Origin of the sequence: Salmonella sp. 32031103-2018-00083-FB-01-SM-01 (assembly GCF_017571995.1) — a bacterium.
Lineage (GTDB): Bacteria > Pseudomonadota > Gammaproteobacteria > Enterobacterales > Enterobacteriaceae > Salmonella > Salmonella enterica.
In genome coordinates this window covers 487,485-500,584 of the sequence record NZ_JAGEQL010000003.1, presented here as the reverse complement: position 1 = coordinate 500,584, position 13,100 = coordinate 487,485, and the positions used below count along the sequence as shown (strand labels likewise).

At 49.3% G+C, this 13,100-nt stretch carries 12 protein-coding genes; 9 read left to right on the top strand and 3 right to left on the bottom strand.

Annotation, left to right across the window (positions count from 1 at the left end; translation table 11 throughout):
• The first annotated feature begins 93 nt into the window (after window positions 1-93).
• Entirely contained in the window at window positions 94-3,105 is a 3,012-nt protein-coding gene (gene ehaB, locus J4614_RS12120) for an autotransporter adhesin EhaB (protein WP_000556503.1), read from the top strand.
• 85 nt (window positions 3,106-3,190) lie between these two features.
• Window positions 3,191-3,814: a hydrogen peroxide resistance inhibitor IprA gene (gene iprA / locus J4614_RS12115; protein WP_000950235.1), complete on the top strand. Its 624-nt coding sequence runs from the start codon at window positions 3,191-3,193 to the stop codon at window positions 3,812-3,814.
• A gap of 44 nt (window positions 3,815-3,858) precedes the next feature.
• Here the strand turns inward: iprA and ampH are convergent, their stop codons facing one another.
• Window positions 3,859-5,016 carry a D-alanyl-D-alanine-carboxypeptidase/endopeptidase AmpH gene (gene ampH, locus J4614_RS12110; RefSeq protein WP_000830775.1) on the bottom strand — a complete coding sequence of 386 codons (1,158 nt, stop codon included), beginning with the start codon at window positions 5,014-5,016 and terminating at the stop codon, window positions 3,859-3,861.
• 346 nt (window positions 5,017-5,362) lie between these two features.
• Here ampH and sbmA point away from each other — a divergent pair, with 346 nt between their 5' ends.
• Both sbmA and yaiW read left to right on the top strand, forming a co-directional pair.
• Window positions 5,363-6,583, top strand: coding sequence for a peptide antibiotic transporter SbmA (gene sbmA / locus J4614_RS12105; RefSeq protein ID WP_000477023.1), 1,221 nt, complete (start codon window positions 5,363-5,365; stop codon window positions 6,581-6,583).
• A gap of 14 nt (window positions 6,584-6,597) precedes the next feature.
• Complete coding sequence (gene yaiW / locus J4614_RS12100) at window positions 6,598-7,692, top strand: surface-exposed outer membrane lipoprotein YaiW (protein ID WP_001271421.1); 1,095 nt, start codon at window positions 6,598-6,600, stop codon at window positions 7,690-7,692.
• 37 nt (window positions 7,693-7,729) lie between these two features.
• Here the strand turns inward: yaiW and J4614_RS12095 are convergent, their stop codons facing one another.
• On the bottom strand, window positions 7,730-8,038 hold the full coding sequence (locus tag J4614_RS12095) for a YaiY family protein (protein ID WP_000763139.1): 309 nt from the start codon (window positions 8,036-8,038) through the stop codon (window positions 7,730-7,732).
• 267 nt (window positions 8,039-8,305) lie between these two features.
• Between J4614_RS12095 and J4614_RS12090 the strand changes: the two genes are divergently transcribed.
• A complete protein-coding gene (locus J4614_RS12090) occupies window positions 8,306-8,521 on the top strand; it encodes a DUF2754 family protein (RefSeq protein ID WP_001239240.1) in 216 nt (71 codons plus the stop codon).
• A 25-nt stretch (window positions 8,522-8,546) separates the two neighbouring features.
• On the opposite strand, the gene ddlA is transcribed toward J4614_RS12090, so the two are convergent.
• Complete coding sequence (ddlA, locus tag J4614_RS12085) at window positions 8,547-9,641, bottom strand: D-alanine--D-alanine ligase (protein ID WP_023251918.1); 1,095 nt, start codon at window positions 9,639-9,641, stop codon at window positions 8,547-8,549.
• Between the two features lie 77 nt (window positions 9,642-9,718).
• Between ddlA and J4614_RS12080 the strand changes: the two genes are divergently transcribed.
• The 4 genes from J4614_RS12080 (at window position 9,719) to psiF (ending at window position 13,042) form a co-directional block, all read left to right on the top strand.
• A complete protein-coding gene (locus tag J4614_RS12080; protein ID WP_208293183.1) occupies window positions 9,719-10,432 on the top strand; it encodes an extensin family protein in 714 nt (237 codons plus the stop codon).
• A gap of 168 nt (window positions 10,433-10,600) precedes the next feature.
• Window positions 10,601-11,812, top strand: coding sequence for a multidrug efflux MFS transporter (locus tag J4614_RS12075; RefSeq protein ID WP_000446772.1), 1,212 nt, complete (start codon window positions 10,601-10,603; stop codon window positions 11,810-11,812).
• Window positions 11,813-12,108: 296 nt separating this feature from the next.
• The gene (gene iraP / locus J4614_RS12070; protein ID WP_001518423.1) at window positions 12,109-12,369 is read left to right on the top strand and encodes an anti-adapter protein IraP; all 261 of its coding nucleotides are present in this window, start codon (window positions 12,109-12,111) and stop codon (window positions 12,367-12,369) included.
• A 352-nt stretch (window positions 12,370-12,721) separates the two neighbouring features.
• On the top strand, window positions 12,722-13,042 hold the full coding sequence (gene psiF / locus J4614_RS12065) for a phosphate starvation-inducible protein PsiF (RefSeq protein WP_000705165.1): 321 nt from the start codon (window positions 12,722-12,724) through the stop codon (window positions 13,040-13,042).
• The last annotated feature ends 58 nt before the right edge of the window (window positions 13,043-13,100 follow it).

Below are 13,100 nucleotides of genomic sequence, written 5' to 3'. Positions count from 1 at the left end.
CGCCGCATAATCCTCCTTGCTAAACATCTATATGTTTTTATGCATTGATAATTGATGGATCAACTATATTACGTCCCTGAGGAGGGATGACAAATGCACTCCTGGAAAAAGAAACTTGTAGTCTCACAATTAGCATTGGCTTGCACTCTGGCAATCACTTCTCAGGCGAATGCTACTACTAATGATATTTCTGGTACCACTTACAATACGTTTCATCACTACAACGATGCGACCTACGCTGATGGCGTTTATTATGATGGCTATGTAGGTTGGAACAACTACGCAACTGATAGTTACTATAACGGTGACATTTATCCTGTAATCAATAACGCGCGAGTTAATGGCGTTATTTCTACCTACTATCTGGATGATGGCGTTACTACCAATACTAATGCGAATAGCCTGACAATTAAAAACAGTACTATTCATGGTATGATTACCTCCGAGTGTATGACTACCGATTGCGTAAATCGTGACACCGGGTATGTATATGATCGCCTGGCGCTGACCGTTGATAACTCTACCATTGATGACAACTACGAGCATTATACCTATAACGGTACCTATACCGATGGTACTGCGGATACGCATGTTGTTGATGTTTATGACATGGGTACCGCGATTACACTGGATCAGGAAGTTGATCTGTCTATTGTAAATAATTCTCATGTTGCTGGTATTACCCTGACTCAGGGCTACGAATGGGAAGATATCGACGATAACACCGTTAGCACTGGCGTAAACAGCGGTGAAGTATTTAATAACACAATCAATGTTGCTGATTCTACCGTAACCTCTGGCTCATGGTCTGATGAAGGTACTTCCGGCTGGTTTGGTAATACTAATAACGCTAGCGATTACAGCGGTTCTTATACTGCTGATGACATTGCGATTGCGGCAATTGCAAACCCATACGCTGATAATGCAATGCAGACGACGGTCAACCTCAGCAACTCCACGCTGATGGGCGATGTTGTATTCTCCAGCAATTTCGATGAGAACTTCTTCCCGAATGGAGCGGATAGCTATCGTGATACTGATGCTGACCGCGACACGAACGGTTGGGATGGCACTGACCGTATGGATGTTACCCTGAATAATGGTAGCAAATGGGTTGGTGCAGCAATGTCTGTACATATGACAGACACTGGTACTGATGCCGATGGAGACGGTGTTTTTGAATATACTGTAGATACTGACGGCGACGGTATTCTTGATGCCACATCTCCGGATGGAGTTTACGATTCTTATGCTGTAGGTACCGAGGCAACTGCAAATCTGATCGATATCGCAGCTAATAGTCTGTGGCCATTATCAACTGTAGGTGTTGATAACATTTATACTGACTACAGTGAGTATAACCATATCGTTGGTAACGAAGTTTATCAGAGCGGCCTGTTTAACGTGACCCTGAATACCGGATCACAGTGGGACACTACTAAAACTTCTCTGATTGATACGCTGAGTATCAATAGTGGTTCTGTTGTCAATGTTGCTGATTCTACTCTGGTTTCTGACACTATCGGCCTGACTGGTGGTTCTGCTCTGAACATCAATGAAGATGGTCATGTTGCAACTGATACCCTGTCTATCGATAACAGTACCGTTACGATTGCTGATGATGTTTCTGCTGGCTGGAGCGTAAATGATGCTGCCCTGTACGCAAACACTATCAACGTAACCAATAATGGTGTACTGGATGTTGGTAATAGCGCTTCTAATGCGCTGCAGGTTGATACTCTGAACCTGACCAGCTACACCGATGCTAACGGTTATGTGAACGCAGGTGTTTTCAACATCGAAAGTAACCGTTTCGTACTGGATGCTGACCTGACTAACGATCGTACTAACGACACGACTAAGTCTAATTACGGTTATGGCGTGATTGCGATGAACTCTGATGGTCATTTGACCATTAACGGTAACGGCGATACTTACGATACCGACCAGACGGAAGCAGGTCAGGATGAAGTTGATAACGTTGGTGACAATGTTGCAGCTGCAACCGGTAACTATAAAGTACGTATCGACAATGCTACAGGCACGGGTTCTGTTGCGGATTATAAAGGTAATGAGCTGATCTATGTTAACGATAAGAACAGCACCGCTACCTTCTCTGCTGCAAACAAAGCTGACCTGGGTGCTTACACCTATCAGGCTAAGCAGGAAGGCAACACTGTCGTGCTGGAACAGATGGAACTGACCGACTACGCTAACATGGCGCTGAGCATTCCTTCTGCGAACACCAATATCTGGAACCTGGAACAAGACACCGTTGGTACTCGTCTGACCAACGCTCGTCATGGCCTGGCGGATAACGGCGGCGCATGGGTAAGCTACTTCGGCGGTAACTTCAACGGCGACAACGGCACCATTAACTACGATCAGGATGTTAATGGCATCATGGTCGGTGTTGATACCAAAGTTGATGGTAACAACGCTAAGTGGATCGTTGGTGCGGCAGCAGGCTTCGCGAAAGGCGATCTGAGCGATCGTACCGGTCAGGTGGATCAGGACAGCCAGTCTGCCTACATCTACTCTTCCGCTCGTTTCGCAAACAACATCTTTGTTGATGGTAACTTGAGCTACTCTCACTTCAACAACGATTTGTCTGCTAACATGAGCGACGGTACTTACGTTGACGGCAACACCTCTTCTGACGCCTGGGGCTTTGGCTTGAAACTGGGTTATGATCTGAAGCTGGGTGATGCAGGCTACGTAACGCCTTACGGCAGCGTATCCGGTCTGTTCCAGTCTGGCGACGACTACCAGCTGAGCAACGACATGAAAGTTGACGGTCAGTCCTACGACAGCATGCGTTATGAAATCGGTGTAGATGCAGGTTATACCTTCACTTACAGCGAAGATCAGGCGCTGACGCCGTACTTCAAACTGGCTTACGTTTACGACGACTCCAACAACGATGCTGACGTAAACGGCGACTCTATCGACAACGGCGTAGAAGGTTCTGCGGTACGTGTTGGTCTGGGTACTCAGTTCAGCTTCACGAAGAACTTCAGCGCCTACACCGATGCTAACTACCTCGGCGGCGGTGATGTTGATCAAGACTGGTCTGCAAACGTTGGTGTTAAATATACCTGGTAATCATTTTCTCTCAGGAGAAATAAAGGTAATTTAAACTGAAAAATGCCCGTCAAGGACTTGACGGGCATTATTGCAAGGAATGCATATGTTATCTTTAAGCAAGCCACTACAGGAATTCAACAGACTCGATAAATGCCTTTCTAAGCATGGTACGCGTTTCGAGTTTGTTAACGATAAAGAGATTATCTGTTCACCTGATGAAAGTAATACCCATACCTTTGTTATTTTAGAGGGGGTTGTTTCGTTAGTTCGGGGTGATAAAGTTCTTATTGGTATTGTGCAGGCCCCCTTTATTTTCGGCTTAGCCGATGGTGTGGCGAAAAAAGAGGCACAATATAAATTAATTGCGGAGAGCGGTTGCATCGGTTATCGCCTCTCATCATCACAAACTCTCGCCATCATTGAGCAGAACCAACTGTGGCGTGAAGCCTTCTGTTGGATAGTATGGAAAAGCCAGGTACTGGAACTTCGTGACAAGCAGCTCATTGGTAATAATTCTTACGACCAGATTCGTGCGACGTTAATGACAATGATTGAGTGGGATGAAGAACTTCGCTCACGTATTGGTGTTATGAATTATATTCATCAACGAACGCGCGTATCGCGATCGGTGGTGGCGGAAGTTCTCGCGGCCCTGCGTAAGGGTAATTACATTGAAATGAATAAAGGCAAACTGATCAGTATTAACCGTTTGCCCTCCGAATATTAACAAAAATGTTGCGCCTCGTCTGATATAGCGCGAGGCGCGACGACTCAGGATGCAGGAATAGCAATCGGTTTATTGCCGCTTAACTCAGTAACCAAATCGTTAATCCCGTCGCTCATATTGGTAAAACGAGTGAGGGGGGAACGGGTTACGACCACAAAAGCGCCAATATTATATTGTGGGATCATCGCCATATAGGTAATAAAACCGCCGCCGCCTCCTGTTTTCTGGATAATGCCAGGACGTCCGTCTTTTGGCGCCATATAGACCCAGCCCAGACCGAGCGCGTCGGCTTTACCTGGTACGTCCATCCCGATGATTTTCTTTAACTGTGTGCGCTGATAAATCAACGTTTGCATACGATCGGCCTGATGGCTACGGTGATAGAAATCTGACGACAGATACTGTTGCATCCAGCGCATCATATCTCCTGGCGTAGAATAGACCCCGCCGCTGCCAATGGCAGCCAGCGTATTATTACAGGGGCTTGCGCCTTTTTCTGCCACCATCAGACGCTTACACTGATCGGGAGAGGGGGTAAACGTGGTGTCTTTCATTCCCAGCGGGCGGGTAATCTTTTCTTCAAACAGTTGCGTATAAGGTTTGCCGGAGGCGGTCGCCAGCGCGTCGGCTAACAGGTCGAACGCCAGATTGGAATAGGCCGCCTGCGAGCCTGGCGCGACTTTTAACGTTGCTGTGGAGAGCCAGTTCCAGCGTTGTTCGCGGGTTGGCCAGACAAATACCGGACGATGCGCCGCGCCGCCGGGCTGTTCTCGCGGAAGCGCGCTGGTGTGGGTCGCTAAGTTGACTAACGTAATCGGCGTGCCTTGATACGTCGGGACATGCGCGCCGGGAGGCGCATATTTGCTGAGAGGGTCGTTTAATTTTACCGTTCCCTGATCGAGCAATTTTACCAACATTTCACTGGTCATTAGCTTGGTGAGAGAAGCGATACGAATGACCGAATCAAGCTGTGGACGAACATTATTGCCCGGTCTGGTGTCACCGAAACTACGAAACACGCGTTGATTGCCGTCGATCACCACCAGCGCCATGCCCGTGGCGCCGCTACCATAAAAGATATGCTCGGCATAACGATCAACGATATCAGAGGCAAAAACCGGATCGGCAATCGGCTGAGCCGCCTGGACAGAAGTAAGTGATGCCGCAAACAGCATGGCAGTAAAAAGCAGACTACGTTTCAACGGTGATGTCCATAAGTGAAATAACGGTGGTTATGCGTATTTATACTACCCGGCGGCACATTGCAAAACGTCAAAGAGAAAAAAGTGGGTGAAAAAACGTAACGGCGGGTTTTCGTGATGAAGAATGTTTACTTTTGTGATAGAGCGCTTGTGATAACCTGATAGCGCCAGCCTGCCTGCTTAGAATGAAACTCGTCGAAACAATTCTGTTGAGCAGAAGTGCGAACTAAGCGTCACAACGTAGGTCACAATGCCTGGTTTAGCCCTTTCATTTGCGTGGGCATGGCGTGATATTGCCGCCGTTACAGCAGCCGTAATAAAGAGAAGAAGTTAGCAGGAGAGCATGATGTTTAAATCTTTTTTCCCAAAGCCAGGGCCGTTTTTCATGTCGGCGTTTGTTTGGGCGCTGATCGCCGTCATTTTCTGGCAGGCGGGAGGAGGAGATTGGGTGGCGCGACTTGTAGGGGCATCCGATGAAGTGCCTATCAGCGCAGCGCGCTTCTGGTCGCTGGACTATCTGATTTTTTATGCTTATTACCTGATTTGCGTGGGTTTATTTGCAACGTTCTGGTTCATCTATAGCCCGCACCGCTGGCAGTATTGGTCGATACTTGGCACCTCGCTCATTATTTTTGTCACCTGGTTTTTGGTGGAGGTTGGCGTTGCGGTTAACGCCTGGTACGCGCCGTTCTATGATTTGATTCAAACGGCGCTCAGCTCGCCGCACAAGGTCACTCTTGGTCAATTTTATCATGAAGTGGGGGTGTTTCTCGGTATTGCGCTTATCGCCGTGGTGATCGGTGTGCTGAACAACTTCTTTGTCAGCCACTATGTATTTCGCTGGCGTACCGCAATGAATGAGCACTATATGGCGCACTGGCAGTACCTGCGCCATATCGAAGGGGCCGCCCAGCGTGTGCAGGAGGACACCATGCGTTTTGCCTCTACACTGGAGAATATGGGCGTGAGTTTTATCAATGCCATCATGACGCTCATCGCCTTTCTGCCGGTGTTGGTCACCCTGTCAGCGCATGTGCCGGATTTACCCATCGTAGGGCATATCCCTTACGGCCTGGTCATTGCCGCCATAGTCTGGTCATTAATGGGGACGGGCCTGCTGGCAGTCGTCGGGATCAAATTGCCGGGGCTGGAATTTAAAAATCAGCGAGTGGAAGCCGCTTATCGTAAGGAGCTGGTCTACGGTGAAGATGACGCCAGCCGCGCCACGCCGCCAACCGTCCGTGAACTGTTTAGCGCGGTGCGTCATAACTACTTCCGTCTCTACTTTCACTATATGTATTTCAACATCGCGCGCATTCTCTATTTGCAGGTCGATAACGTTTTCGGTTTGTTCCTGCTGTTTCCTTCCATTGTTGCCGGTACGATTACGCTGGGGCTGATGACGCAAATCACCAACGTGTTTGGTCAGGTGCGCGGTTCGTTCCAGTATTTGATTAACTCCTGGACGACGCTGGTGGAGCTGATGTCTATTTATAAACGTTTACGTAGCTTTGAACGTCAGTTGGATGGTCAGCCAGTTCAGGAAGTGACCCACTCTTTTAGCTAACAGAAGGAAACGTTATGTCGGCGGCGTCCCGTCTTTATCCTCTGCCTTTTCTGGCGGTCGCCATATTGGCTGGCTGTAGTAGTCAATCCGGGCAGCCGGTGAGCAAGGGCGAGAAGCCTGTCGACGTGGCAAGCGTAGTACGTCAGAAAATGCCGGCCAGTGTCAAAGACAGAGAGGCCTGGGCGAAAGACATCGCGACAACGTTTAAGAGTCAGGGGCTGGCGCCGACGGTAGAAAATATCTGTTCGGTGCTGGCTGTCGCCCAGCAGGAGTCCGGTTATCAGGCGGATCCTGTCGTGCCGGGACTAAGTAAAATCGCCTGGCAGGAGATTGATCGCCGCGCTGAACGACTACACATTCCGCTGTTTCTGGTGCACACCGCGCTGAAAATTAACTCCCCCAACGGCAAGAGCTATAGCGAACGCCTGGACACGGTAAAAACCGAAAAACAGCTTAGCGCTATTTTTGACGACTTTATCAATATGGTCCCTATGGGGCAGACGCTATTTGGCTCATATAACCCGGTGCATACGGGCGGCCCGATGCAGGTCAGCATTGCCTTTGCCGAACAGCACGCGAAAGGCTATCCGTGGAAGATGACGGGTACGGTACGTCAGGAGGTCTTTACGCGCCGTGGCGGATTGTGGTTTGGAACCTACCATTTGCTGAATTACCCGGCGAACTACAGCGCGCCTGTTTTCCGCTTCGCCGACTTCAACGCGGGATGGTACGCCAGCCGTAACGCTGCGTTCCAGAATGCCGTCAGTAAAGCCAGTGGGGTAAAACTGGCGCTGGATGGCGATCTGATTCGTTATAACAGCAAGGAACCGGGCAAAACAGAGTTAGCGGTGCGCAAACTGGCAGGGCAGTTGGGAATGAGTGAGCGTGAAATTCGCAGCCAACTGGAGAAAGGCGATAGCCTGGCGTTTGAAAAAACGGCGCTCTACAAGAAAGTCTATAAACTGGCCGAGGCCAAAACGGGTAAGACGCTTGCGCGGGAAATGTTGCCCGGTATTCAACTGGAAAGTCCGAAGATCACGCGTAAGCTGACGACCGCCTGGTTTGCTAAACGAGTTGATGAGCGGCGGGCGCGGTGTATGGGGCGATAAATTTCGCGCTGGGATATTTTCTCCAGCGCGCTAAGGTTTATTGGTGACGGTGACGCCAGCGTAAAAACGCGGCGATAACGGCGAAAATGAGGCAGCCCGTGAGGAAGGGCACCAGGCCAAAAATCGTCCCGACGCCCAGCCCAATCTCTACCCGCGGTCGACCTGTATCCTGTACCTGCATCAGATGCTCATAGATGCCCGGCGCATGAACCAGCAGGTTTAAGAGTTGCGCTCCGGCCCAGAAGCAAAACAGTACAAATATGGCGTAAGCAATATTTCCGGGCGTAGAGGAGGTTTCTCGATGCTTCCCGCTGAACAGCGATTTTGAGAGAGTGAAATCAGCCATAAAGACCTCCAGGATGATCGGCTACGATCTGGCGTTATGCCATCGGCTTACTGTGAAGTCTGACAGGTCATTGTGTTTGTCAATATCAGAATCATGGTAATTTCACATACGGAATGTATCCATCGCGTAAATTTTTGTTAGTTGTCACAAAACGATCACTTTTATCAAAATCAATTAACATTTAAGAAATTCCGTATCCCCCACAGACTCGCCCGCCAGAAGTATGCAAAAATACATTTTTGTTGCTGTTAATACGTCGGAGTCGTTATGCGTTTGCCTGTAAAAATTCGTCGTGACTGGCACTACTATGCCTTCTCTATTGGCCTTATCTTTATTTTGAATGGCGTCGTAGGATTGCTGGGTTTTGAGGCGAAAGGATGGCAAACCTATGGCGTTGGGCTGGTAACGTGGATTATCAGCTTCTGGCTGGCGGGGTTCATCATTCGCCGGCGCGAAGATGATGAGGTAAAAGACGCCCGATAAACGTTGCGCTATCGGGCGTGCGCTATTACATCGTGGTTTTTAAGGCGTTATTCGCCGTATGGCGTTCCAGCGCCAGCTCAATCAGGCGGCTGATCAAATCGGTATAGCCCAATCCGCTCGCCTGCCAGAGTTTTGGATACATACTGATATTGGTAAAACCTGGCAGCGTATTGATCTCGTTAATCACGACCTCATTGTCTGCCGTTAAGAAGACATCGACACGCGCCATACCCGCGCACCCCAGCGTCTGATAAGCCTGGATCGCGATCGCGCGGATCTTGTCATTCACCTCGGAAGGGAGCTGCGCAGGCACGACAACTTGTGCGCCGTTATCATCAATATACTTAGTATCGTAGGCGTAAAATTCGCTATTCAGTACGATTTCGCCACAGGTACTGGCCTGTGGGTTATCGTTACCTAATACGGCGCATTCGATTTCGCGCCCCTTGATCCCTTGCTCTACCACCACTTTATGATCGAATTCGAAAGCCAGCGCGACCGCCTGCTGATATTGCGCTTCGTTAGCGACTTTACTGACGCCGACCGAAGAGCCCTGATTGGCGGGCTTAACGAACAGCGGCAGTCCCAGACGGGATTCAACCTCGGCAAAACTAAACGCGTGACGATTCGTTCGGGTGAGTGTAATAAACGGGGCGATATTCAGTCCTGCATCGCGTAGCAGTCGTTTGGCGACGTCTTTATCCATGCAGGCTGCGGAGCTCAGCACGTCTGAACCGACAAACGGTAAGTTTGCGACGCGCAGCATCCCCTGCAATGAGCCGTCTTCGCCCAGCGTACCGTGGACGATAGGAAAAATAACATCTACCGTCGGTAGCGGCTGCCCGTTCTGGGCGTTAATCAACTGGTGTTGGTGTTTGCCAGGCACCTGGGCCAGACTGATTGCCGAAGGACGTAGCGCGATATGTGCCGGATCGTCTGCATTCTGCAAATAATTTTCCGCATCGTTAACATGCCATTGTCCTGCCTTATCTATCCCTAACAGCACCACGTCGAAGCGGGTTTTATCGATCGCATCAACGATATTTTTCGCTGATTGCAAAGACACTTCATGTTCCGCCGACTTACCGCCAAATACTATTCCTACCCGCAATTTCGCCATCTTAAAAACCCATTCCATCGAATGCAAAGCGTATACATTACCACGACAAAACGCGGGTTTCGCGGGCTTCTGCCATAATGTTTATGGGATGTGAGAACGGAGGCCGCGTGAGAGGTAAGGGTTTTCTGATTATTGTGCTGTTGGGCGGCATTGGCGGACTGGGATATCGTTATCTTCCCTCTTATTATAATCCTTTTGCTCCGCTACAACTTGCCGATCCGCAAGGCTGGATCACTACCTTCAAACTACAGCGCCTTACGCTGTCGCAGTGCCGGGAGCTTTTGACGGCGGCCAATCAACAGGGATTAATTTCATCACAACCTGTTGCGGATAGCACTGGTGAATGTCCCTTGTCCCATGTTGTGCGCGTCAGAGATTTTGGCCAGGTCAAACTGAGCAGCAGTTTTTTAGCCTCCTGCCCGTTGGCGCTGCGCTCCGCGCTGTTTGTCGAACAGCAGGCAAAACCTTTAACAGAAACGTGGATGAAGCGCCGCCTGACCCGCATCGAACATCTGGGCAGCTATGCCTGCCGTAATATTTATCACCGCCCGGATGCGCGTCGCAGTGAACATGCCAGCGCAGAAGCGCTGGATGTCAGCGGGTTTCAGCTATCGGATGGCCGAAAAATCACTGTTCTGCGCGGCTGGGGGCGTGAGGAGACGGGGCTCTGGTTACGCGCTATGTTAAACGCCAGTTGCCATTATTATGGCAATGGGCTCGGGCCTGACTATAACGCTGCTCATGCTAACCATTTTCATCTTGGAATGCGAGGCTACGGCGTGTGTCGTTAAAGCATAAACGTCTGCCTTGCGCGGCTATATAATGTGATATGTTTCACAAAAATGATGAACGGGGAGACAAAATAGCAAAGTGTGACGTATCGCACCTCTGGAACCACCAGGAAAATGAGAGCTTGCTAAGCTAACGCGTATTTTCAGCTACTTACCGTTACGAGTCTTATGGAATCCTGGAAAGTTAATCTAATTTCCGTTTGGTTTGGATGTTTTTTTACCGGGCTGGCAATCAGCCAAATCCTGCCATTTTTACCCCTTTATATTTCCCAGCTTGGCGTCTCTTCCCATGAAGCGTTATCAATGTGGTCCGGGTTAACGTTTAGCATCACGTTTCTTATTTCCGCCATTGTGTCGCCGATGTGGGGCAGTCTCGCCGATCGTAAAGGGCGTAAACTGATGCTATTGCGCGCGTCGCTCGGGATGGCGATAGCTATTCTACTGCAGGCATTTGCGACCCATGTCTGGCAACTTTTCCTGCTGCGCGGAATCATGGGGTTAACGTCAGGCTATATCCCCAATGCCATGGCGCTGGTAGCCTCTCAGGTACCGCGCGAACGTAGCGGCTGGGCGCTCAGTACGCTTTCTACCGCGCAGATCAGCGGCGTTATCGGCGGGCCGTTAATGGGCGGCTTTGTCGCGGATCATATCGGGCTGCGGGCGGTATTTCTGATTACCGCCATGCTGTTGGTGGTGAGCTTTCTGGTCACGCTATTTTTAATTAAAGAAGGCGTACGTCCGGTCATCAGGAAAAGCGAACGCCTGAGCGGTAAAGCCGTTTTTGCGTCGTTACCTTATCCTGCGCTGGTGATCAGTTTGTTTTTTACCACGATGGTCATTCAACTCTGTAATGGTTCCATCAGTCCAATCCTGGCGCTGTTTATCAAATCAATGATGCCGGACAGTAATAACATCGCCTTTCTTAGCGGGTTAATTGCCTCGGTGCCCGGTATCTCCGCGCTTATCTCCGCGCCTCGCCTGGGAAAACTTGGCGACAGAATCGGCACGGAAAGAATTCTGATGGCCACGCTTATCTGCGCAGTGCTGCTTTTCTTCGCGATGTCCTGGGTCACCACGCCGTTCCAGTTGGGACTGTTGCGTTTCTTGTTAGGCTTTGCCGATGGCGCGATGTTACCCGCCGTACAAACGTTATTGGTGAAATACTCCAGCGATCAAATTACCGGACGTATTTTTGGTTACAACCAGTCATTTATGTACCTGGGCAACGTGGTTGGGCCGTTGATGGGCGCGACGGTATCGGCGATGGCCGGTTTCCGCTGGGTTTTTATCGCTACGGCGGCGATCGTGTTGATCAATATTGGGCAACTGACCCTGGCGTTACGTCGTCGGCGTAACGCGCAAAAAGCGAAAGGCCAATAGCGGTGCATCGTAACGGCGCTTCTGCCGTTACGATATGGTTTAAATTAAAAGATATATTCTTTATCCGTGAAGTTTTTCTATAGATGGCATAACCTTAAATTATGATATAGCGTGATTATTGTTTTTTGATGGTTTATTATCGTCTCGTTTTCGGTCTGAGAAACGTTTCGCTGCGGCGACAGTGATAATTATTTGTGTAAAGTTCTTCCTGTATCATAAAAATAGTACTTTCAGCCTCTAGGCAGTGGTTCTTCATAGTGATAACGTCACCCTGGAACTAATAAGGAAATATGGTCATGAAAAATCTCATAGCAGAGTTGTTGCTTAAGCTAGCCCAAAAAGAAGAAGAGTCGAAAGAACTGGTTGCTCAGGTAGAAGCGTTAGAGATTATCGTCACAGCAATGTTACGTAACATGGCGCAAAACGAGCAGGAGATGTTGATACGTCAGGTAGAGGGGGCACTTGAAGGCGTAAAGCCGGATGCCAGCGTTCCTGATCACGATACGGAATTGCTGCGCCAATATGTAAAAAAGTTGCTGAGACACCCCCGGCACTAATCGTATTTAAAACAACACAGTTGTTATAACGTTACTTTTATAAAATAGCCCTGGCCGCTTCGTTTTTATTTTGCTCTGTATTAACCAGAAGAAAATAAAAACGAAGCGGCTATGGTAATAACAGTGTAACGCTATGCGCTGTTCTTCTGCATCCTGCCAGTGTGACTGTGGATAATCGAATTGCACATTAGCCTACGGTTTGTCAATCAATAAAACATCTATTGCTCACGGTAAGTAATACTTTTACAACCGGGTGGTATTTTTGCCAGTAACAGCCAGACTTATATAAAGTCCCTGGGATATTTCCCAAAGGGACAACGTGTAATGTGTACACTGACAAAAGGATGGTGCTATGAAAATAACATTACTGGTGACTTTACTTTTTGGCCTGGTCTTTTTAACCGCCGTCGGCGCAACCGAGAAACCGTTAACGCCGCAACAGCAGCGCATGACAACCTGTAATCAGCAGGCGACAGCGCAAGCGTTGAAAGGCGATGCGCGTAAAACCTACCTTAGCGACTGCCTGAAAAACAGTCAGTCAGCCCCTGGCGAGAAAAGCCTGACGCCGCAACAGCAGAAAATGCGTGAATGCAATGTTCAGGCGACGGAACAATCCCTGAAAGGCGATGACCGTAGCAAGTTTATGAGCGCCTGCCTGAAAAAAGCGGCGTAGTGCTATCGGGTGAGCCCTGAAAAACACTCACCCGAAATTTCATACTCCCTCCATGCGC

Excerpts from the sequence above, each read along its gene's own strand:
- ehaB (WP_000556503.1), top strand. The coding sequence starts at position 94 with ATGCACTCCTGGAAAAAGAAACTTGTAGTCTCACAATTAGCATTGGCT.
- iprA (WP_000950235.1), top strand. The coding sequence starts at position 3,191 with ATGTTATCTTTAAGCAAGCCACTACAGGAATTCAACAGACTCGATAAA.
- sbmA (WP_000477023.1), top strand. The coding sequence starts at position 5,363 with ATGTTTAAATCTTTTTTCCCAAAGCCAGGGCCGTTTTTCATGTCGGCG.
- yaiW (WP_001271421.1), top strand. The coding sequence starts at position 6,598 with ATGTCGGCGGCGTCCCGTCTTTATCCTCTGCCTTTTCTGGCGGTCGCC.
- J4614_RS12095 (WP_000763139.1), bottom strand. The coding sequence starts at position 8,038 with ATGGCTGATTTCACTCTCTCAAAATCGCTGTTCAGCGGGAAGCATCGA.
- J4614_RS12090 (WP_001239240.1), top strand. The coding sequence starts at position 8,306 with ATGCGTTTGCCTGTAAAAATTCGTCGTGACTGGCACTACTATGCCTTC.
- ddlA (WP_023251918.1), bottom strand. The coding sequence starts at position 9,641 with ATGGCGAAATTGCGGGTAGGAATAGTATTTGGCGGTAAGTCGGCGGAA.
- J4614_RS12080 (WP_208293183.1), top strand. The coding sequence starts at position 9,719 with ATGTTTATGGGATGTGAGAACGGAGGCCGCGTGAGAGGTAAGGGTTTT.
- J4614_RS12075 (WP_000446772.1), top strand. The coding sequence starts at position 10,601 with ATGGAATCCTGGAAAGTTAATCTAATTTCCGTTTGGTTTGGATGTTTT.
- iraP (WP_001518423.1), top strand. The coding sequence starts at position 12,109 with ATGAAAAATCTCATAGCAGAGTTGTTGCTTAAGCTAGCCCAAAAAGAA.
- psiF (WP_000705165.1), top strand. The coding sequence starts at position 12,722 with ATGAAAATAACATTACTGGTGACTTTACTTTTTGGCCTGGTCTTTTTA.